Annotated in this window: 26 protein-coding genes; 7 read left to right on the top strand and 19 right to left on the bottom strand. The window is 59.0% G+C overall.

Annotated features, from left to right (window positions below):
* Positions 1-9: 9 nt before the first annotated feature.
* Positions 10-120 carry a cytochrome bd-I oxidase subunit CydX gene (gene cydX / locus FHX16_RS17140; RefSeq protein WP_007790147.1) on the top strand — a complete coding sequence of 37 codons (111 nt, stop codon included), beginning with the start codon at positions 10-12 and terminating at the stop codon, positions 118-120.
* A 114-nt stretch (positions 121-234) separates the two neighbouring features.
* Here the strand turns inward: cydX and FHX16_RS17135 are convergent, their stop codons facing one another.
* Positions 235-723 carry a GAF domain-containing protein gene (locus FHX16_RS17135; protein ID WP_183861416.1) on the bottom strand — a complete coding sequence of 163 codons (489 nt, stop codon included), beginning with the start codon at positions 721-723 and terminating at the stop codon, positions 235-237.
* Between the two features lie 373 nt (positions 724-1096).
* Between FHX16_RS17135 and FHX16_RS17130 the strand changes: the two genes are divergently transcribed.
* The 3 genes from FHX16_RS17130 to FHX16_RS17120 all read left to right on the top strand — a co-directional run bounded on the left by FHX16_RS17130 (position 1097) and on the right by FHX16_RS17120 (position 3003).
* Entirely contained in the window at positions 1097-1357 is a 261-nt protein-coding gene (locus FHX16_RS17130) for a hypothetical protein (RefSeq protein WP_016554611.1), read from the top strand.
* A gap of 59 nt (positions 1358-1416) precedes the next feature.
* Positions 1417-1902 (top strand): NUDIX domain-containing protein, encoded by a 486-nt coding sequence (locus tag FHX16_RS17125; protein ID WP_183861056.1) that lies wholly within the window; start codon positions 1417-1419, stop codon positions 1900-1902.
* 114 nt (positions 1903-2016) lie between these two features.
* The gene (locus FHX16_RS17120) at positions 2017-3003 is read left to right on the top strand and encodes a DMT family transporter (protein ID WP_259129484.1); all 987 of its coding nucleotides are present in this window, start codon (positions 2017-2019) and stop codon (positions 3001-3003) included.
* Positions 3004-3081: 78 nt separating this feature from the next.
* Here FHX16_RS17120 and FHX16_RS17115 read toward each other — a convergent pair whose 3' ends face one another.
* The 4 genes from FHX16_RS17115 to FHX16_RS17100 all read right to left on the bottom strand — a co-directional run bounded on the left by FHX16_RS17115 (position 3082) and on the right by FHX16_RS17100 (position 4862).
* Positions 3082-3429, bottom strand: coding sequence for a hypothetical protein (locus FHX16_RS17115; RefSeq protein ID WP_183754408.1), 348 nt, complete (start codon positions 3427-3429; stop codon positions 3082-3084).
* A gap of 170 nt (positions 3430-3599) precedes the next feature.
* A complete protein-coding gene (locus tag FHX16_RS17110; protein ID WP_183861418.1) occupies positions 3600-3902 on the bottom strand; it encodes a hypothetical protein in 303 nt (100 codons plus the stop codon).
* 104 nt (positions 3903-4006) lie between these two features.
* Positions 4007-4429 (bottom strand): secondary thiamine-phosphate synthase enzyme YjbQ, encoded by a 423-nt coding sequence (locus FHX16_RS17105; RefSeq protein ID WP_259129483.1) that lies wholly within the window; start codon positions 4427-4429, stop codon positions 4007-4009.
* A 79-nt stretch (positions 4430-4508) separates the two neighbouring features.
* Complete coding sequence (locus FHX16_RS17100; protein WP_016554617.1) at positions 4509-4862, bottom strand: DUF1428 domain-containing protein; 354 nt, start codon at positions 4860-4862, stop codon at positions 4509-4511.
* A gap of 206 nt (positions 4863-5068) precedes the next feature.
* Here FHX16_RS17100 and FHX16_RS17095 point away from each other — a divergent pair, with 206 nt between their 5' ends.
* The gene (locus FHX16_RS17095) at positions 5069-5521 is read left to right on the top strand and encodes a VOC family protein (protein WP_183861062.1); all 453 of its coding nucleotides are present in this window, start codon (positions 5069-5071) and stop codon (positions 5519-5521) included.
* Here FHX16_RS17095 and FHX16_RS17090 read toward each other — a convergent pair.
* Positions 5509-6528, bottom strand: coding sequence for a LysR substrate-binding domain-containing protein (locus tag FHX16_RS17090; protein ID WP_259129480.1), 1020 nt, complete (start codon positions 6526-6528; stop codon positions 5509-5511). The two genes, FHX16_RS17095 and FHX16_RS17090, sit on opposite strands and share 13 nt — an antisense overlap.
* A gap of 486 nt (positions 6529-7014) precedes the next feature.
* Between FHX16_RS17090 and FHX16_RS17085 the strand changes: the two genes are divergently transcribed.
* Positions 7015-8043: a porin gene (locus tag FHX16_RS17085; RefSeq protein WP_183861072.1), complete on the top strand. Its 1029-nt coding sequence runs from the start codon at positions 7015-7017 to the stop codon at positions 8041-8043.
* Between the two features lie 158 nt (positions 8044-8201).
* On the opposite strand, the gene FHX16_RS17080 is transcribed toward FHX16_RS17085, so the two are convergent.
* The gene (locus FHX16_RS17080) at positions 8202-8582 is read right to left on the bottom strand and encodes a DUF427 domain-containing protein (protein ID WP_183754399.1); all 381 of its coding nucleotides are present in this window, start codon (positions 8580-8582) and stop codon (positions 8202-8204) included.
* A gap of 86 nt (positions 8583-8668) precedes the next feature.
* Positions 8669-9604, bottom strand: a complete 936-nt coding sequence (locus FHX16_RS17075; protein ID WP_183861074.1) for a phytanoyl-CoA dioxygenase family protein — start codon at positions 9602-9604, stop codon at positions 8669-8671.
* Positions 9605-9734: 130 nt separating this feature from the next.
* On the opposite strand from FHX16_RS17075, the gene FHX16_RS17070 reads away from it, so the two are divergent.
* Positions 9735-10595: an AraC family transcriptional regulator gene (locus FHX16_RS17070; protein WP_183861076.1), complete on the top strand. Its 861-nt coding sequence runs from the start codon at positions 9735-9737 to the stop codon at positions 10593-10595.
* A 21-nt stretch (positions 10596-10616) separates the two neighbouring features.
* On the opposite strand, the gene FHX16_RS17065 is transcribed toward FHX16_RS17070, so the two are convergent.
* From FHX16_RS17065 to FHX16_RS17015, 11 genes are all read right to left on the bottom strand, one after another.
* Positions 10617-11504, bottom strand: a complete 888-nt coding sequence (locus FHX16_RS17065; RefSeq protein WP_183861078.1) for a DMT family transporter — start codon at positions 11502-11504, stop codon at positions 10617-10619.
* A gap of 69 nt (positions 11505-11573) precedes the next feature.
* Positions 11574-12374 (bottom strand): AraC family transcriptional regulator, encoded by an 801-nt coding sequence (locus FHX16_RS17060; RefSeq protein WP_259129479.1) that lies wholly within the window; start codon positions 12372-12374, stop codon positions 11574-11576.
* Between the two features lie 112 nt (positions 12375-12486).
* Complete coding sequence (locus tag FHX16_RS17055; RefSeq protein ID WP_183861080.1) at positions 12487-12648, bottom strand: hypothetical protein; 162 nt, start codon at positions 12646-12648, stop codon at positions 12487-12489.
* Positions 12649-12751: 103 nt separating this feature from the next.
* Positions 12752-13939: a DUF930 domain-containing protein gene (locus FHX16_RS17050; RefSeq protein ID WP_183861082.1), complete on the bottom strand. Its 1188-nt coding sequence runs from the start codon at positions 13937-13939 to the stop codon at positions 12752-12754.
* Between the two features lie 164 nt (positions 13940-14103).
* Positions 14104-14397, bottom strand: coding sequence for a GYD domain-containing protein (locus FHX16_RS17045; RefSeq protein ID WP_183861084.1), 294 nt, complete (start codon positions 14395-14397; stop codon positions 14104-14106).
* A gap of 198 nt (positions 14398-14595) precedes the next feature.
* On the bottom strand, positions 14596-16647 hold the full coding sequence (gene rpoD / locus FHX16_RS17040) for an RNA polymerase sigma factor RpoD (RefSeq protein ID WP_016554629.1): 2052 nt from the start codon (positions 16645-16647) through the stop codon (positions 14596-14598).
* A 159-nt stretch (positions 16648-16806) separates the two neighbouring features.
* A complete protein-coding gene (locus tag FHX16_RS17035; protein WP_183861086.1) occupies positions 16807-17124 on the bottom strand; it encodes a hypothetical protein in 318 nt (105 codons plus the stop codon).
* Complete coding sequence (locus FHX16_RS17030; protein ID WP_183861088.1) at positions 17103-17450, bottom strand: GFA family protein; 348 nt, start codon at positions 17448-17450, stop codon at positions 17103-17105. Before FHX16_RS17030 ends, FHX16_RS17035 begins: the two co-directional genes overlap by 22 nt.
* A 9-nt stretch (positions 17451-17459) precedes the next feature.
* Positions 17460-18497 carry an L-threonine 3-dehydrogenase gene (tdh, locus tag FHX16_RS17025; RefSeq protein ID WP_019279927.1) on the bottom strand — a complete coding sequence of 346 codons (1038 nt, stop codon included), beginning with the start codon at positions 18495-18497 and terminating at the stop codon, positions 17460-17462.
* Between the two features lie 21 nt (positions 18498-18518).
* Positions 18519-19706 (bottom strand): glycine C-acetyltransferase, encoded by a 1188-nt coding sequence (locus FHX16_RS17020; protein ID WP_183754385.1) that lies wholly within the window; start codon positions 19704-19706, stop codon positions 18519-18521.
* A 70-nt stretch (positions 19707-19776) separates the two neighbouring features.
* A complete protein-coding gene (locus FHX16_RS17015; RefSeq protein ID WP_183861090.1) occupies positions 19777-20505 on the bottom strand; it encodes a bifunctional 2-polyprenyl-6-hydroxyphenol methylase/3-demethylubiquinol 3-O-methyltransferase UbiG in 729 nt (242 codons plus the stop codon).
* Positions 20506-20571: the final 66 nt, after the last annotated feature.

The following is a 20571-nucleotide window of genomic DNA, read 5'->3' as shown; positions in this document are numbered from 1 at the left end:
AGAACAACAATGTGGTATTTCGCATGGATACTTGGCCTGCCCTTGGCCGCCGCCTTCGCAGTCCTCAACGCGATGTGGTACGAACTGATGGATGACGAGGCGAAGAAGCGAAAGCAGTAACGCGCTCCGGCCTCGATTTGAGAACGACAAAGGGACGGTCCTTCGAGGGACCGTCCCTTTTCTTTAGCGGGATAGCAGCGCTTCCGCTGCCGTATTCCTTAACCCTGGCAGACTTCAGTAGCTTGCGGCGACGAAGATCCGAGCCAGCGCCTCAACGCCAGCTTGGTCCTCGGTGTCGAATCTCGCCGCCGTCGGGCTGTCGAGATCGATAACGCCGAGGATCTTGCCGTCGTGATGAAGCGGCACGACGAGTTCCGAACGCGAAGCTGCGTCACAGGCGATGTGTCCCGGAAACGCATGCACGTCCTCGACGAGGATCGATGCCCCTTTTTCGACAGCGGTTCCGCAGACCCCGCGGCCAACCGCGATGCGGACACAGGCCGGTCTGCCCTGGAATGGTCCGAGAACCAGCTCGCTATCCGACTTGAGGAAATAGAAGCCCGCCCAGTTCAGATCCGGCATCATTTCGAACATGAGCGCCGAGGTATTCGCAGCATTGGCGATCGCATCGCTCTCGCCATGCAGAAGCCCCTGCAATTGCTGGCAAAGCTCTTTGTAGAAATCGGCCTTGTTGGCAGAATTTATCGTCGCGGCTTGAAACATGTCCGTTATCGCCCTGTTTGTCTCATCAGCGACGATATAGTCGCACGCATCCCACTTGCCAAACGCAATCGTGAAGGGCGACATGAACCGTCACGTCACCAGATGGTGATAGTTGTCAGCGGCCATCTTGCCGGTCGACAATAAGACTCTATCTAGTTCCTATCGCGACCTATTGCGGATCGCGACTTAAGTCGGCCGGCAGCTGCGGTTTGCGCGCACGGCGATACGGACGGTTAGGTAAAGCGCCTGCCGCCCCTCATTGTTAGGGCATTCCGACAAGCGGAGCAGCCAACTCGACCACGGCTGCGCAGGAAGTCATGAACCGCTTCGGCTGGGCAGATAGATGCATTGATTTCACGCAGAGGTAAGAACGATGACACCGGAAGACAGACGGGCGGTCTTTAGCCACCGCCAGATCGCCGCAATTATTGAAGGCATCATGCAGGAAGACGGCACCGAGGAGCCGATCATGGGAAAATCGCTTGGCGAGGCGATCCTCTTCGTATCGGAAGAAGCGGCGACCAGCGCATCCAGCGCCCATGTCATTTACGGCGACAACGGCTCGCTTAGCTATACCGATTGCCTGAGCGTTTACCGCGACTACGGCGCGGCGCTTCGCCAGACTCCGAATTGAGACAGCGCGCTGGGCTCCCCGCCCAGCGCTCCTCCCGATAAGCGAAGGATGCAGTCGATATGGCGAAGCGAAGTGCAGGTCTGTTGATCTACCGCCTCCATGATGATGACTACGAGGTCCTCCTGGTCCACCCGGGGGGACCCTATTGGGCCAAGAAGGATATAGGCGCCTGGTCGATCCCCAAGGGCCTCGTCAACGAAGACGAAGATGAACTGGACGCAGCAAGGCGTGAAGCCCGCGAAGAACTCGGGATTGAAGTCGAAGGCAGCTTTCATCATCTCGGTGACTACAAGCAACCCGGTGGCAAGATTGTTGCTGCCTGGGCCGTTGAGGCCGACATCGACCTGGAAGCGGTGGCCAGCAATAACTTTCGGATGGAGTGGCCGCCGCGCTCTGGGGTGATGGCGGAGTTTCCGGAAGTCGACCGGGCCGAATGGTTCACATTGTCGGATGCCGAGCGAAAGATTCTGAAAGGCCAACAGCCGCTGCTCGCGGATTTCCTCCGGAGGCGATCGCAGAGCCCATTAGAGATATATGTAACCTAAGGTCCGGCGAACGCTGGCCAGCGATTGTGCATGGCAGCTATTCGCAATCGGCTGTCGCTTTGCCGTCAGCAATCCGTAAAGATTGCAAGACCCTCTTCCGGACGAATCTGACTCATGACAGCCCCCTCCTCTGCACTGCGCGGTGTTCTCGTCGCGTTTGGTGCATATGCCGTGTTTGCCTTCAGCGATGCATCGATCAAGCTCCTGCATGGCGGCGTGCCAGCTTACCAGATCGCTTTTATCGGCGCGCTCTTCGGCGGTGCTGCCCTGCCGTTTATCAAAGGAAGGGGCGACTCCTGGTTCGATATTGTCAGAAGCACGAACCGCCCTCTATGGCTACTGAGGTTCGCCTGCGGCGCGATAGGTGCGATCGCGTCGATCATCACGTTTACGAAGCTGCCGATGGCCGAGGCCTTCTGCTTGCTGTTTCTCCTGCCGTCGTTCGTGACCATCCTGTCGGTAATCTTCCTCAGGGAAGATGTCCGCTGGCAGCGCTGGGCTGCTGTCATCGTCGGCTTCTTCGGCGTTCTGGTCGTGCTGCGACCGGGCTTCCGCGAACTGTCCGCCGGTCACCTGGCCGCGGCGATCGGCGGTCTCGTTGCTGCAATCTCGATTGTCGTGATGCGTAAGATGGGGCCAGCCGAAAAGCGCCTGTCGCTATACGGTGCGGCACTGCTCGGTACGATCGCCGTCAGCGGCATCATGATGCTGTCCGAGATGGTCGTGCCGACACCACGCCAATGGCTGTTCATTGCAAGCTACGGCCTTCTCGGCGCGGCTGGCAACGTGATGCTGATGACCGCCGCCCGGCTGGCGCCGGCCAACCTCGTTGCCCCACCTCAGTACAGTCAGATGCTGTGGGCAATCGCGTTCGGATATCTGATCTTCGACGACAGCATCGACCTGCCGATGGCTGCCGGTATCGTTCTCATCGTCTGTTCCGGCTTGTTGACGCTGGCACGTGAAAAGAAGCGCGGCACTCCGCTGCCACGGGCCGTCGTTTCGGCTGACAGCCAGGCGCCGCTTGCAACCTCGGCGGAAGAGACTGACCACGCAGAACGGCCGGCACAGAGCGGCTCCCACGCGGTCTCCCACGCCTAAAAAAACCGCCCTTGCCTAGGTCGGAAAGACCGTTGGCAAAGGCGGTTCTATTTCGTCAGAGTTTGGCGACGGCAACCGTTAACGCAGGACCGGGCAGCCACGGACGTTGCCGAAGCTGATTTCGTCAGCACCGCGACGCGTCCAGCCTGTCACGATCACACGGCGTGGCGTCACGTCGACCACACGGGCACGGCGGAAGCCGTAGTCGCGTGCGATATCTTCAGCAAGCCGCGGGTCGCAGCCGCGCGGACGTGGCGGCGGGCGATTGTAGTCAGGCGGTGGCGGGCGGTAGTAGCCGGGAGGCGGTGGCGGACGACCGCTGCCAATGTAGACATCTACCTGGGCGGAAGCCGGCGCAACCGCTCCGGCAACCGTGCCGGCAGCGAGCAGAGTCGCGAGGCCGGCCTTGGCCAGAAATTGCATCATCGAAAATTCTCCATCAGGGCACGGAAACGACCGTCCCATTCGATACACTCTTGCCGGAAAAGCTCAGGTCCAACCTTTCCGGATTTTCGCAGTCATATGCGATTCGCACAAAGCAGGCTGAAAATGGCGTCGCCAAGGCAAGCGGGGGCCACCATTGTGGACGAAGCGATTTAGCGGCGGATCAGCGGGCAACCACGAACGTTGGCGAACACCATCTGGTCCCAGCCCCGGTAATTCCGGCCGGAGACGACAACCCGGCGCGGAGTGACATTGGTGACGCGCGCATAGCGCACCCCTGCCCAGCGCGCCTTCTGAACGGCCTGCACGGACGAGCAGGCGTAGACGGGACGATATTGGACACTGGCGACCGGCGGACGTCCCCATTCGGAAGCCGAGGCGTTCGGTGCCGTGAAAGGAATTGAAGCCAATGCGATAAGGGCCGCAAACGAAGCCTTGGCGAGAAAATGGGTCATCATACTACTCTCTAAACGCTCTTTTTTGCATCTCCCGTTTGGGATTGTGCAGACCATAACTATCTGAAAATGAATGATCTTCGAACCTTCCGTTCAGTTCCGGTTCAGGCGCTCAGATGCAGCACGATCTCGCGTCGGTGCGGTCTGTCGCGATGTTCGAACAGGTAAATCCCATGCCAGGTGCCGAGTGCCAACCGACCGCCGATCATGGGAATACCGATGGAAACCTGCGTCAAGGCGGCCTTGATATGCGCGGGCATATCGTCGGGTCCCTCGGTCGTATGAACGATCCAACGCATCGACGGGTCGCTGCTCGGCGGCACCAATCGGCGGAAGAACGCATCGAGGTCTGTCCGAACATCTGGATCCGCATTTTCCTGGATGAGCAAAGAGCAAGACGTGTGGCGCACGAAAACGGTCAGCAGCCCTTCGGCCGCGCCGTTAGCGCGAACGAAGGACGCCGCTTCCGCAGTAAACTCGTAAAGGCCCTGGCCTCTGGTGGAAATGCTGATGATCTTCTGAGCCATAGCCACGATTCCGCTTGCGTCTCTCTTATGAGACGTGGCGTCGCGCTGCCCTCATGTCAATGCAGGTTTCCCGCGCCGCTCAAAGCTGCAGGAAGGGAACAAACCCGCCGAAGATCATGCGCTTGCCGTCGAAGATCGACTTCCACTCGTCGCCTTGCAGACGGGGGTCTGCCATCACCTTCGTCATGATTTCATCTCGCTCCTGGCGTGAGCCGTAAACGATCCAGGAAAAGACCACGACCTCATCGTCGGCCGCCTGAACCGCCCGGGGAAACGAGGTCAGTTCACCGTAGGGGACATCGTCGGCGATGCATTCCACATATTCCTTGGCACCATGGGCCTTCCAGACAGCGCCGGTTGTGGCTGAAAAGGCTTTGTAGGCCTCGATGTTCTTCTGCGGCACGGCCACGACGAACCCATCGACATAGGACATGTTTTACTCCCTTTGCGTTGTTGCACGTCCAAGGACGAACGGAGTTGGCTTGGACCGACATCCCTCTTCGAAAGAAAACTAGGCGGGATCGACGACAGGCAAGGATGTGCGGCCAACTTCCCATCGGGAATAATTCGCCTTCGATTGTCGGCAACTCTCCTCTTTTGGCGTCCTTGCCACAGATTAAACGCCCAGGAGGACAACCGATGCAGAAGATCACGCCTTTCCTTTGGTTCGACAACCAGCTCGATGAAGCCATCAGCTTCTATAGCGCGGTATTCAAGAGCACCGTGGATCCGCAGGTGAAGCGAGGCCCGGACGGTAGGGCATTCGCCGCCACGTTCGACCTGGAGGGCCAGCAGTTCATGGGACTGAACGGCGGCCCTCAGTTCAAGTTCACCGAAGCCATCTCATTCTTCGTCCGCTGCAAGGACCAAGCCGAGGTCGACTACTACTGGGAAAGGCTCCTCGATGGCGGCAAGCCGCAGCAGTGCGGCTGGCTGAAGGACCGCTTCGGCCTCTCCTGGCAGATCATCCCCGATGCGCTGATGCGCTATCTCAACGATGCGGACAGCGAAAAAGCCATGCGCGTGCAGGCCGCGATGATGCAGATGGTGAAGATCGATGTCGCGACGCTCGACGAGGCCTATGCGGGCTGACCTCCGGAAAGCGCGAAAAGCGGTATCCGATCCTTCAATTGCGCTTGCATCTCGGCTTCCTGGCACTGCGTGGTGACGCGCAGCGTGCGAAATTGTTCCACGAGAAAGTCCACGAGCGCCCGAACAGCCGTCGGCAGTCCTCGCGATGCAGTGAAGACGAGATAGATCGTCGCCTGGGACATCTGATGATCTGGCAGAAGGCGAACCAGCCGGCCGTCGCGTATTCCTTCGGCGCAAATGTGGTCTGGCAAGAGCCCGACCCCTACGCCGGCATAGATAGCCTCAAGCACTGCGGAGACGCTGCGGCAGCTCATGCGCGGTTTGTGCTGGTGCCGGTACCGGGTGCCGTCGGGTCCAGTGAATTCCCATATATCCAAGTCCTGCCATTCCGTGAGCGGTCCGGCAAACGATACCGTTGGCGCATCGACGAGACAGTCGATGCCTTCGATCGACGGCAGCGAGCTTGCAACCTTCTGGTTAGCAACAAGGATCAGATCCACCTTGCTAAGCACACGCATCGTCAGCTCAGAATCGGTCTCCTCGGTCAATTGTGCGCGAACAGCAAGGTCGAGGCGCTCGTCAATGATATCGACCCGTCGATCCGTTGTGAATATCTGCAGCTGAACTTTGGGGTATCGATTGAGAAACTCCGGGATCATGGTGCCAAGCGCACCATCCAGCAATCCGTGTGGCACACTTATGCGGATCTGTCCCTGCGGCTCTCCCGTGGCATCGTTGATCGCCTTCGCCGCTCGATCCGCTTCACGCAGCATATTTTCACAGTGATTGTAAAAAGCACGCTCGACTTCCGTCACCCGGAACCGATTGACAGTCCGCTCCAGCAGCCTGACTCCAAGCCGCGTCTCGAGCGCAGTGATGTGCCGGCTGAGCTTGGATTTCGGCATGCTGAGTACCCGCCCCGCGGCGGAGAAACCGTTGTGGCGAACAACTGCGGCAAAATAGACGAAATCGTTCAGATCCTGAAAAACACCCTCTGCGTTGAGCATCGGGGAACCTCTTTCCATAAAGCGATAGGCCTGCGATCGCTACCGATTACCGCTCGCGGCGGGTAATGCCAACCGCCCTACAGAAGTTTTCGTTCCAAATTTGGAACACTGCGTTCCAATCCCTGCCCTTCAATTGGGAGAATGGCGGGATTATCTGCGGGGAGATTTTCTTTGGCGCCATTGCAATGGTGGCGCCAGACGCGCTCCTTATGAGCCTCCGAAAACAGTCTTAGCCGTCCCAATGCCCGCAGCACTGCGGTGCAGTGTGATTTTTCGCCTATGTATTTGATATTGTTACATAAAAACCACACAGAATACCAAAGAACCGTCACAAGGAGGCATTTTGATACCGGGAGAATTGATAGATTTAATCAAGGATGAAATTAAGGCTTCAGCGGTTCGCTGATCCGCCAGCCGAAAGGCAAACTATCGGAACGGCCCCATCTCCCATGGCGGCTGTTCAGTCGAAAAGGAAATGGATTTCAAATGAACATACGGATGGCTTTGTTGACCTCCGCCGCAGCGTTTGCTGCTGGGTCCACGCCGGTCTTCGCTGCTGATGCAATCGTCGCAGCTGAACCCGAGCCGGTTGAATACGTCCGCGTCTGCGACGCGTACGGCACAGGTTACTTCTACATCCCGGGCACCGAAACCTGCCTCAAGGTCAGCGGTTACCTGCGTTTTGAAGTTTACGGCGGCCCGGATCAGAAGGGTACCTCGGACTGGAACGCCCGTACGCGCGCTCAGGTTCAGTTCACCGCCAAGAGCGACACGGAATACGGTCCGCTCACCGGCGTAATCGTTCTCCGCAACAACGGCGACAACACGTCGACCAACTCGACCCTGGACTCGGCCTACATCGACATCGCCGGCTTCCGCGCTGGTCTGTTCTACAGCTGGTGGGATGACGATCTTTCGGGCGAGCCTGACGTTCTGTCGAGCTTCGAAACCCTGCACAACTCCATCCGCTACCAGTATGAAAACGGCGACTTCTACGCCGGCATCAGCGTAGACGAGCTGGAGGACGGCTACTACAAGGACGGTGAGAACCCGAACAACGTCGGCGTTGCGTTCGGCATCGGCGGCAAGGCTGGCGTCGTCAGCTACCAGGTTATTGGCGGCTATGACACTGACAACGAAGAAGGTGCTGTCCGCGGCATGATCTTCGCTGATATCGGCCCCGGCACGCTCGGCTTGGCGGCTGTCTACGCGTCTGGTCCGAACTCTTACTACGCTCAGTCGGAATGGACCGTTGCTGCAGAATACGCGATAAAGGCAACCGACAAGTGGACGGTTACCCCGATGGCTCAGTACTTCGGCAACTACGCTACGGACACGGATAACGGCGCTATCCCGCACTCGTTCGACGGCCTGGGCGACGCATGGAAGGTCGGCATCACCGTCGACTACCAGATCGTAGACAACCTCTATGCCAAGGCGACTGTCGACTATACCGACCCGGATGACGCTGACGAAGTGACGAAGGGCTTCTTCCGCCTGCAGCGCGCGTTCTAATCCAAAAAATCCCGGCGCCCTGGATCAACCTTGGGCGCCGTGTGTATCGCGTTTTCTGATCCGATTGACCTCCGATCAGTTACGGGGACTGGTCCGGTTTCCCTGCCGGACCGTCCTTGTTTTTCTCCTCCCAAGCATGCCACCGCACTTCCGCGGCATCAGCCCGGCAACTCCTCGATTGAATCGACCCGATCGGGATAGAAGGCGAGATGATCCTTGATCTCGCTGACCGCCGCGTACGGACTTTCATAGGTCCAGATCGCATTCGCGAAATCTTCTTCACCCATCATGATGTTGAAATACGATGCTTCCCCCTTGTAGGGGCAATAGGTGTGGTGATCACTTCGAGTGAGAAGCGCCATGTCGACATCGGCACGCGGTACGTACAGCACGGCAGGATAAGAGGCTTCCTTCAGTGTTAAGGCTTTGCGGCTATCGGCAATAACCTGCCCACGCAGCTTCACGACGACGCGGGCTGGATTAGGCCTGACGGTAATCGGGTGATCGGGACCTGGGACTTTCATGGGGTGTGCGGACATCAGCAGCTCCTTTCGGCCAGAAACCAGATATAGGAGCCGCTGTATCAGATTGCAGGAGCCGTGCTCAGCTTCCGCGTATTTCGGAACTACCAGCGTTCTAGCCCAAGCAGCTTGCGTCCAAGCGGCGAAAGCTCTGCCGTCGCCGTATTGTATCTCTCCCATTCGCGCGGATCACCGGGAAAGGCGTCACGCTTAGGGTGGTCACGTTCGCGCCACAGGCGGATGCGCTCGTCCCGCTCGCCGACGTCGTCGTGCTCTGCGGGATGCATTGAGATATATTGGGCCATCCGGACTCGATCGGCCGAGTGGTTCGGTCGCACGCCATGCGCGAGCAGCGAATTGAAGATCATCAAATCTCCCGGCTCCATGTCGATATTGACGATCGACAGTCCGGTCATATCAGGGTGCATGGGGTCGCGGTCTGCCGGCTGCGTCTTCTCCCATTCCTCGAAATGCTGAAAGAGCTCTGGAACACACTGGAACCCACCGACATCGCCATCCTGCTTCTTCAGGCTGAGCACGCCCTGCACGCCGATCGGCAACGGCCGGATCGAGGTGTCGACGTCCCAATGAATGAAGCCGTTCGGATTGCCTTTGACTTGCTTTGGCGGATTGAGATTGGCGCGATCGATGGTCACCCACAGATCTTCCCGGTCCCAGATATCGACGAAGGCGCCGTAGACGCGCGGCTCCATACGGTTATCCCACAGCGCCTGGTGATTATAGATTTCCAGCATGCCGGTGTTGTTGAGCTCTTTCATCTTGTGCTCACGGCGCTGCGGCGCATACCAGGTGGATGCGTCGTTCGGGTCCTTCTCGTCAAAACGCCAGAGCACTTCGACAAGCCGCTCGACATTCGCCGCAGGGACGGCCTGGCGAACGATGACATAACCTTTCGTAATCCAATGTTGCCAGTCCGCCTCCGATAGCACGCGAAGCGGCAACATCTTCTTGATATCCTTGAGTTGCGTCGTCGTCGTTGACGTTGTCGGGTGCGCGTCCCGCTTGAGTGACTGCTGCATATTTATCCTCCATCGAGCCAATCCCTGTTCCACAGGTGATGACGAAGAATACCAAGCCAGATAGTCGGATGTTGTCGCGGCTTGGCAAATACTGATACTATTCTGGCGTCATGAAAAATGCGGGCGCCGGATGAGGCCATATCTCGAAAAACTGATACAAGAACCGGAGAGCTCTCTTAGCCGCCTGAATAGGCGTCTGGACGATTCCATTCCCTTCCAGTGGCATCATCATCCCGAGTTCGAATTGACCCTGACGCTGAACTCGCGAGGCCAGCGCTTCATTGGCGATCATGTCGGGGAGTATGACGATGGTGACCTCGTGCTGGTTGGTCCGAACCTGCCACACACATGGTCCTCGCGGGAGAAGATCGCTCCATCCGCGCCGCATGTAGCACTGGTTACGTGGTTTCATCCCGATTGGACGCAACGGCTGGCGCAGACCTCTGTCGAGCTCCGCGCCATCGAGGCCATGCTTGCCCGCGCCGATCGGGGGCTCCAGTTCAGCCACGGCGCCGCAATCGCGATTCGTCCGCTGTACGAAAGCCTGTTCGTTGCTGCGCCGACCGAACGCCTCTTCACCCTGCTCGCTATTCTGCACCAACTATCCGGGGATACATCATCGCAGCCGTTGGCAACGACATCGCCGCCGCGCGAAACAGCCGGCGAGAATCGCGAGCGGATCGATCGGCTGCTGAACCACATTCACATGAATTATGGCAGGCCCATCGCTCTTGCCGAACTCGCCGATATCGCGGCCCTCAGCCTTTCCGGGCTCCATCGGCTCTTCCTCAAACACACGGGCAAGACGATTTCCGACTACCTCATCCATATCAGGATTGGCGATGCTTGCGCTCGCCTGTCGGGCACGACGCAGCCCATCGCTGTTGTCGCCGACGCGGCCGGCTATGGCTCGCTCGCGAACTTCAACAGGCAGTTCCGAGCGCTGAAAGGCATGACCCCACGGGATTATCGCGCTCTCTTCCAGCATTGATAATGCCGTAGCACCGCATTGCTATTCTGCCTTCATCTCGCGCCGCCGAAACAAGCCAAGGCCCAGGACTGCCGCGAGCACGCAGACAACGCCGGCGATCTGACGGAAATGCAAAGGCTCACCGAGCAGGACGAATGCCATCAAGAGCGCGGAGACCGGTGCGACTGCCGTGAAAAGCGAAGCTTCAATTCCGCTGACACGCTCCGCTCCCGCGTACCAGAGAACAAAGCCGGCAACGGTCGGCACAAGCGCGTAATAGATCACCGCCCACATTGCGCCCGCGGGAAATTCGCCCGGAACGCCCTCCGTCACCAAGGCCGCGACCATCGCCACAATAAATCCAAGTCCCGTCATCACCGCCGACTGTGTCAGCGCCGGAACCTTTGTGCTGAGCTTCTTGTTGAGGAGAATGAATAGGCTTTCGCAGATGACGGCACCGAATACCAACATATTGCCAAACAGCGATCCCTCTCCAGCATCGGGCGAAATGGCGATAAAGAGAACTCCTGCCGTCGCCAACGCAATCGCCAGCACCATCGACGAATGTGGCCTCTCACGCAGGACGACAATGGAAAGCGCCCCGGCGACCACAGGCAGCGTTCCGATGATGACGCCGGCGTCGGCGGCAGCAGTCAACCTCAGGCCCGAAATCAGCAGGGTCGTGTAGCCAACGCTGCCCGCACCAGCCTGAACGAGGAGGATGATCCAATCGCGAGACGGTAGGCTTGGGAGGCGCATTCCGGTCAGGCGCATCAACAGCAAAAAGAACGGGAAAGCAACGGCGAAGCGAAGGGCCGTCGCTGTGAACGGCGGCATGCCTGACGCAATGACGCGGCTTGCAACGACGGTGCTGCCAACCGTCATCATCGCCAACGTCAGATAGACATAACCCTGCAAGTGTCGCTGCATCGCCCTCTCCTGTTTGCGCAGAGGAAAGACGAAAACCGCCGGGCGATCTTGTATGAAATTGCAGTGCAGTCAGGCGACGGCGTTGGCATAGGTGCGCGGAGAGACCCCGTACTTCCGGACGAAAACGCGAGTCATGTGGCTTTGGTCGGCAAAGCCACTGGCAAGGGCCGCCTCCGCCAACGCTACACCGCCGGCGATCAGACGCCGGGCAAGATGGATGCGGCGCTGGACGAGATAGGCATGTGGCGTCATGCCGGTCGCCTTGGCAAAACCACGCAGCACCTGGAACCGGCTGAGCTGGCTGGCGCGGGCCAAGTCGGACAGAGAGATAGCCGCAGTCGGATCGCAGTCAATTATCTCCTGCGCGATCCGGATGGCCCGCGGCGCCGCCTGCGCATCATTTGCGACGGCCTCCGACATCACATGTGCGATGAGTACGAGAAGAGCTTCCTCCCGCTGTAGCCGATGCTCGCCTGTACTTACCACGAGTGCAAACGCCGCCTCGAACTGCGCGGCGATCGTTTTGTCGTGCAGTACAGGGTGTTCTATCTCGACAGCAGATCGCCGTCCCTCCGTGAGATCGGACACGTTGGTCGCGACTATCTCAGGATCGAAGTAGAGGATTCGCCAGGATCTCCCCTCGCCGATCGGCATGCCATCATGCACTTCGTTCGGATTGACGGTGATGATATCGCCGGCACCCGCCTCGACCATCCCCCGTCCGCTCAGAGATTTCTGTGCGCCCGACGAGACCAGCCCGATGCCAAACTGCTCGTGCGTGTGCCGTGCAAAACTCTGGCTGCTATCAGCAGCCACGGCCTCGACACCGGAAATTGCTGACTTGAACATGCGAAACTGACTGCGGGCCATGCATTCGCTCCGGACGTGATGCCGCATAATGCCAGCCCAGGTTGCTCAAAACAATGCAAAGAAAATTCGCTGGGTTCAGGGTGTTACGGCAGCGATTGATCGGCTTGGCGGATCAATGGATTGTGTCGAGAGAATCGCCGCCGCCGAGAATCACAAATACATCCTCAAGCGCTGCGACCAGGATGTCGGTGAGCTCGTCGCCACGGTTCTCGACAAAGGCGGCCTTCGTCGCCTCGTCCTGCAGTTCAAAGAAGCGCTCGATTTCGTTCGACATCTCATTGTCCTTTCCCGCGCCACCGACATGTGGCGATGAGACGAGGCTATTCCGGTTGTCTTGTGCCGAACTGGTGCCAGTTCTGTAGCGGCCTTTCCGGCAGCTAGAAGCTTGGAAGCCCACGACTCTTCCACTCGCTCTTCGGAACGGGATTTCCCACAGCAAAGCTGAAGGATTTAACCTTTGTCGCCCCGTCGTCCACCTCGCAACGGAAGCTGACATCATACCACCGACCAGATGCCCGAAACGCATTGCTGGCTTGAAGGATCGTACCCTTCTTAAGACTGTAGGATGGCAGGATTTCCGGTCGATATGCTGGAGATCCGTGTATCAACTGCTGCTTAAGCTCCGTGCTGCACAGTTCCGCCACGCGGGCACCGCGTGGCATATCTCCCATGGCGGTTCTTGCCACCGGATCGTTCGTCATACTCTGCGAAAACAGCGTCTTCGCCTCCGTCAATTCGACGGGCTTGTCCGCCTGGGCGGTTGCGGTCGCATCGGGCTTTGTTGCCTTGGGCGGCTTTGCAAGCTCGAAACTCGTTTTGGCTTCGTTCTCGGCTCCTGATGCAGGGCCGTTCTTCTCGGCATGACTATCCGCCAAGTCGATCTGGGGCAGTTCGACATCCTGCGGAACCGGAGTGGCAGGAGGCTCCTTGCTTTCGGGGGCCTTGGCCGCATCTGCCGTTTCCTCCGGCCTCGCCTGATCCTCCGGGGGTGCCGGTTTGGGCTCCGGTGAAAGCTTCGCCGTATCCGATTTCAGACCCGTGACGGATGCGTCTCCCTCGGTCGATTTTTTCGGTCCGGTATCCTTGTCGCCAAATTCCGTTACCGGGCGCAGCACCGGCATAGGCTGCCCCTTGCCGGCCGGTTCCTCGGACTCGGCATCCTTTGCAGCTGCTTCGGGCGGTTTCTCTTCCGGCGGCTTCTTTTCCGGCGCCTTTGCCTGTTCAGGCGGAGGCGGCGGTGGTGGTGGCGGAGGCGGTTGTTCGGCCTTTTCTTCCTTCGGCGGTTCCGCGGGCTTCTCGGTCGGTTTTTCCTCTGCCTTTTTCTCCTCCGGCTTTTTCTCCTCGGGCTTTGGCTGTTCCGGTACCTTCAGTTCGGGAGGTTTCTCCTCGGGTTTCTTTTCCTCCGGTGGAGGCACGAGGTCGACGCTGACTGTTTCTTCTTCCGGCTGAGGAGCAGGCAAAGGCAACTTCACGAGGAAGAAGGCGACGACGGCAACGTGCAAAAGCACCGAGGCGAAAATGCCCCAGCCGAATGCTCCCCATTTCTTTGTCGAAACCTGCTGCATGCCTGCGAACGATGCCCTGCGCCACGCTACCGATGTGACCTTTTAAGAAGGCATCATCAAGCCGTAAAACAAAAAAGCCTCACGTACACGAGCACAACCGTGCGCGCACGGCACATCGTCCACATGATTGCCAGCAATCGCCCTCTCCAAGAGGAACCGCAGAACTATCCGAGCGAGCCTATGATCTCGCGATAGGCAGCCTCCGGAAATGCCTTCAACGTCTTGGTGCGCACATTGCCCGCCATCCCGAGCGACAGACCGAAGCGCGCCATCACGGCATCGTCAGGCGCATCGCAGACGGCAACCATGTCGTGATCGCCCAAGGTCAGGAAGAACTGCTGGAACGAGCCACCCATATCACCGAGCAGCCTCTTGGCCGCGTCCAGGCGCTTTGCCGAGTCGCGAACATTGCGAATGCCTTGATCCGTCCAGTTGATAAGCACGATGTAAGTGGTCATTGCGCACCTCCCGACGGAGGGTCTTGGTCTCGCAACAGGCTATGGCGACCCTCGCTCATGCGCTGTGGTCGGTCCCTTCCCCCGTGGCCGATACCTTACTCCTGTCCCCATTCGACAACAAGGAACACCGCAGCCAGCGAAAAGCAAAAGCCGGGCACAAGGCCCGGCTCTCGGATGTTTCTTATCGAAGGTGGAAGCTTAGCTGTCCAGGAAGCTGCGGAGCTTTCTGGAGCGGCTCGGATGCTTCAGCTTGCGCAGCGCCTTCGCCTCGATCTGACGGATGCGTTCGCGGGTCACCGAGAACTGCTGGCCGACTTCCTCAAGCGTATGGTCGGTATTCATGCCGATGCCGAAGCGCATGCGCAGGACGCGTTCTTCGCGCGGCGTCAGCGATGCCAGAACTCGGGTGGTCGTCTCGCGCAGGTTCGCCTGGATGGCGGCGTCGATCGGCAGCAGCGCGTTCTTGTCCTCGATGAAATCGCCGAGGTGCGAATCTTCTTCGTCACCGACAGGCGTTTCGAGCGAGATCGGCTCCTTGGCGATCTTCAGGACCTTGCGGACCTTTTCGAGCGGCATGGCAAGCTTTTCAGCCAGCTCTTCCGGGGTCGGCTCGCGACCGATCTCGTGCAGCATCTGGCGCGATGTACGGACGATCTTGTTGATCGTTTCGATCATGTGCACCGGAATACGGATAGTGCGGGCCTGGTCGGCGATCGAGCGGGTAATCGCCTGACGAATCCACCACGTCGCGTAGGTCGAGAACTTGTAGCCGCGACGGTATTCGAACTTGTCGACCGCCTTCATCAGGCCGATGTTGCCTTCCTGAATGAGGTCGAGGAACTGCAGACCGCGGTTCGTGTACTTCTTGGCAATGGAGATAACGAGACGAAGGTTCGCCTCGACCATTTCCTTCTTGGCGATGCGCGCCTCGCGCTCGCCCTTCTGCACCATGTGCACGATGCGGCGGAATTCCGAAATCGAGATACCGGTTTCCGTTGCGAGGTTCTGGATCTCCTGGCGGATGTCGCGGATCGTGGTGTTTTCGCCCTTGGCGAATTCCTTCCAGCCGCGCGCCGCCAGATTGCCGATCGACTTCATCCAGTTCGGATCGAGCTCGGCGCCCTGGTACTGTTCGAGGAACGAGTCGCGCTTGACGCCGTAGGATTCAGCCAGACGCAGCAGGCGACCTTCGTTCTGAACGAGGCGCTTGTTGATGTCGTAGAGCTGCTCGACGAGCGCGTCGATGCGGTTCTGGTTCAGCGACAGAGACTTGACGGCCTTGATGAGCTCATCCTTGAGCTCCTTGTAGCGACGCTCCTGGGCGGAAGACAGCGTGCCGGTGGCGGCAAGCCGCTGCTCGACCTGCTGGTCCTGAAGCTTGCGCAGCTTCTTGTAAGTCTCGGCGATGATGTCGAGCGTTTCCATGACCTGCGGGCGCAGTTCCGCTTCCATGGCGGCCAGCGACAGGTTGGACTCGTCTTCGTCTTCTTCTTCCTCTTCCGGAGGCAGGCCCTCGCCGCCGACATTGGTGATGTCGTCGTCGCCGGAACGGACGCGGCGCGTCTTTTCCTTCTCTTCGGCCGCCTTGCGGTCGGCCTCAATCTTCTCGGGGCTCTGGAACTGCGGTGCAGCCTTCGCTTCCGGACCGGAATAGGTCGTTTCGAGGTCGATGATCTCGCGAAGCAGCGTCGTGCCTTCGTTGAGTTCGTCGCGCCAGATGATCAGCGCCTGGAATGTTAGCGGGCTCTCACAGAGACCACCGATCATCGTTTCGCGGCCGGCCTCGATACGCTTGGCGATCGCAATTTCGCCTTCACGCGACAGAAGCTCCACCGAGCCCATTTCGCGCAGATACATACGAACCGGATCGTCGGTGCGATCGGTCGGTTCCTTCTTCTTGGCGGTAGCAAGGGCGGTGCCGCCGGAAGGCGCGAGTTCGCCGCCTTCGCTCTCATCGTCGGAGCCGGAATCATCGTCGTCGCTGCTGGCAGTGGCTTCCTCGGCTTCTTCGTCCTCAATGACGTTGATGCCCATATCCGACAGCATCGACATCGTGTCTTCGATCTGCTCGGAGGTTACCTCTTCGGACGGCAGGACGGCGTTAAGCTCGTCCATCGTCACATAGCCGCGCTTCTTCGCGGCCTTGATCATCTTCTTGACCGCGTCATCGGAAAGATCAAGAAGAGGGCCGTCGGTGCCGCCGTCGCGTTCGACTTCCGCTTCTTCGTTCTCTTTGACCTTGGTTGCCATTTATGTCGTCGCCTTCCTGACGCTATTCAAACTCGCCGCAGTGAACGGCCGCACGCAGCCGATACGCCGCAAACGACCGTCTCGAATCACCAACTCTCACCTAACGGGATGAGATTTAATGCCTGATTAACCACGATTGCCGGCGCCGGACGACAGAGCTTAAAAGTCATCGAATGTCCGGCCATGGTTGTGCGATCCGCCCTTGACCCAGTTCACCGCTTTCCAAGTCGAACGGTGATTCCCATATTTTTTGTTCTCGTCAAGCTTTTCCAGAAAAAAAGCCTCAGAAAACCCGGAAAAAGCCTTATCCACAGGCCCGGAACCGCTCAAGCGATTGCCAAGCATAGATAGGATGTCACCGCAAGAAGACAAGAGCAGCCAACATTCTTCTTGAACGGCAAAGTTGCCCCAAGATTCGTCATGCCCGCCGCTAGTTGTTTGCGCCACGCCAAAGCTTAGTGAGACTGCCCATCCCAATGTTGAATCTCAAGACTTGCCAGATCGACCACGGGAATGCAGCGGACGTTGATGCAGGCCATCTCGGCGCCATTCGGCATTTGCGCTTCCGCGAAGGGAGCGATGCCGCACGTGCCGCAGAAGCGGTGTTGGATCGTATGCGTGTTGAACGTATAGGTCGACAGGTCCTCGCGCGGCGTTTTCAGCGTGAACTTGTCGCGCGGCACGAAGGCCAACAGTCCCCCACGCCGTCGGCAAAGCGAACAATTGCAGTCGAGGGCGGAGGTCAACTCCCCCTCCACTTCAAATTCGATCTTACCGCAATGGCAGCTTCCTTCGTAGAGCATCGAACCTCCTCAATTCCAATCCATAACCACCTTGCCGGAGTTGCCGGAGCGCATCGCCTCGAACCCCTCCCGGAAGTCATCAATTCCGATCCGGTGCGTGATGACGGGCGACAAATCCAGCCCGCCCTGCACGAAAGCGATCATCTTGTACCAGGTCTCGAACATCTCGCGGCCGTAGATGCCCTTCAGGTTAAGCATCTTGAAGATGACTTTGTTCCAGTCGATCTCGAAGCCGGCGGGCGCAATGCCGAGGATGGCGATCTTGCCACCATTGTTCATCTTGTCGATCATGTCGCGGAAGGCCGGTGCGGCTCCCGACATCTCCAAGCCGACATCGAAGCCCTCGGTCATTCCGATCGACTTCATCACGTCGGTGAGGTTCTCCTTTGATGCGTCGACGACATAGTCGATGCCGAGCTTGCGGGCGAGATCCAGCCGATGCGGATTGATGTCTGTAATGACCACCTTGCGGGCGCCCGAACGCTTGGCGACCAGCGCGCCCATGATGCCGATCGGCCCCGCCCCGGTAACCAGGACATCCTCACCGACGAGGTCGAAGGAAAGGGCCGTGTGGACGGCATTCCCGAACGGATCGAAGATCGCGGCGATCTCATCCGGAATGTCGTCCGGGATCGGCACGACGTTCGCTTCCGGAATACAGACGAACTCTCCGAAGGAACCGGGACGGTTGACGCCGACTCCGAGGGTGTTGCGGCAGAGATGTCCCCTGCCTGCGCGGCAGTTGCGGCACTTGCCGCAGACGATATGTCCCTCGCCGGAGACGCGCTCGCCCACACGATATTTCGTTACCGCAGAGCCGATCTGAGCGATCTCGCCGCAGAATTCGTGGCCGACGACCATCGGCACCGGAATGGTCTTCTGCGCCCACTGATCCCAGTTCCAGATATGGACATCCGTGCCGCAGATCGCTGACTTTTTCACCTTGATCAGCACGTCGTTCGGCCCGACTTCGGGAACCGGGACATGCTCCATCCAAAGCCCGACCTCCGGCTTCGCCTTCACCAGCGCCTTCATCATATTCGACATGATCTTACTCTCCGAAACCCTTCAAATGACTCCAAGTTCACGACCGGCCTCGGCAAATGCCGCGATCGTCCGCTCGACATCCGCGCGTGAATGTGCGGCCGACATCTGCGTGCGGATGCGCGCCTGTCCCTTCGGCACGACAGGGAAGGAGAAGCCGATCACATAGACGCCCTTCTTCAACATCAGTGCCGCCATATCCTGAGCCAGCTTGGCGTCGCCAAGCATGACAGGAATGATCGGATGCCCCTCACCAGCCAGCGTAAAGCCAAGCTTCGTCATTTCGGAGCGGAACAGTGCCGCATTGGCCGCCAACCTTTCGCGCAGCGCATCGCCGTTCTCGATGAGATCGAAGACCTTCAGTGACGCAGCAGCAATGACCGGCGCCAGCGTGTTCGAGAACAGATAGGGTCGCGACCGCTGCCTCAACCAGTCGATGGTTTCGGCCTTTGCCGAGGTATAGCCGCCGGAAGCCCCCCCAAGCGCCTTCCCGAGCGTGCCGGTGATGATGTCGATCCGCCCCTCGACACCGCAATGCTCTGGAGAGCCACGTCCATGCTTGCCGACGAAGCCAACGGCGTGGCTATCATCGACCATGACCATCGCGCCATACTTCTCGGCGAGGTCGCAGACGCCCTGCAGGTTGGCGATGATGCCGTCCATCGAGAAGACGCCATCGGTGGCAATCAGCTTGAAGCGACTGCCCTCGGCCTTCTTCAGCTCTTCTTCCAACGCCTTCATGTCATTGTTGGCATAACGGAAGCGCTTGGCTTTGGAGAGTCGCACGCCATCGATGATCGAGGCGTGGTTCAACGCGTCGGAGATGATCGCATCCTCCTCGCCGAGCAGTGTCTCGAAGAGACCGCCATTGGCGTCGAAACAGGAGGAATAGAGGATCGTGTCCTCCATGCCGAGGAAGGAGGAAATACGCGCCTCGAGCTGCTTGTGCTCCTCCTGCGTACCGCAGATGAAGCGTACCGAGGCCATGCCATAGCCATAGCGGTCGAGCGCCTTCTTCCCGGCGTCGGCAAGTTCCTCGTTGTCGGCGAGCCCGAGATAGTTGTTGGCGCAGAAGTTCAGCACCCGCTCGCCGGACGCAACGGCGATCTCGCCCGCCTGCTTTGACGTGATGACACGCTCGGACTTGTAAAGCCCGGCATCCTTCAGTGCGGCGAGTTCGGTGCGGAGGTGGGAGAGGAATTGCGAGGTCATTGAATGCCCTTCTTGTGATGTTTCCCGATGCCCTGCACTAGCACATAGCCAAGCGCCTGTCTTGCCGTCCTCAACGTTGCACAGCGATCAGCAGGAACATCGGCCTATCCATCTCTTCAGCCCACTCGGGATGATCGCGAAGCTGCTCGTCGCCCGGCCGCCATTCCTCGACGTGGCGGATCGAAAAGCCATTTGCGATCAGGGTGTTGAGGGTGGTTCCAAGCGTACGGTGATACTTCACGACGCCCTTTGCGAGCCAGTCCGTTGTGCGCTTGCCTTCGCGTGAATAGCCATCAAGCGGCCAGATCCGCCGCCCCTCGCGATCCGCCGTCCAGCCGGGATTGGCCGGCGCCATATAGATCGGATGCTCGATCGTGAAGACGAAATCGCCACCCGACACAAGCGCGCTGTGGATGGTGGCGGCCAAGCGGCTGAAATCCTCGATGTAGTGAAATGCCAAGGAACTGTAAGCGAGATCGAATGATGCCGGTGGCAATTCGAGCGTTTCGAGGTCGGCGATCTCGTAACGAACGGTGGAGTCGACGGTCTCCCGTTTGGCCCGATCGATCATTCGCTCCGAGATGTCAAAGCCGAGGACGCTTCTTGCACCCTGCCCCGCAGCGTAGCGGGCAAACCAGCCGAAGCCGCAACCGAGATCGACGACGCGCTTGCCTGACAAAGCCGGCAGCACCGTCTGGATGGACTCCCACTCCGCCGCGCCATCGAGCCCGTGGAGCGAGCGCGAAAGCTGGCTGTATCCTTCAAAGAATTCAGGCTTGTCGTACATATTTTGGGCCATGGCCGTATCCTTTCAGCCCGCCCATATAGACACACCTCGCCCGATCTCAATGTTTCATTGATAGCC

The organism is Rhizobium sp. BK661, from assembly GCF_024808825.1.
Lineage (GTDB): Bacteria > Pseudomonadota > Alphaproteobacteria > Rhizobiales > Rhizobiaceae > Rhizobium.
This window is presented reverse-complemented; position numbering and strand designations above follow the sequence as displayed.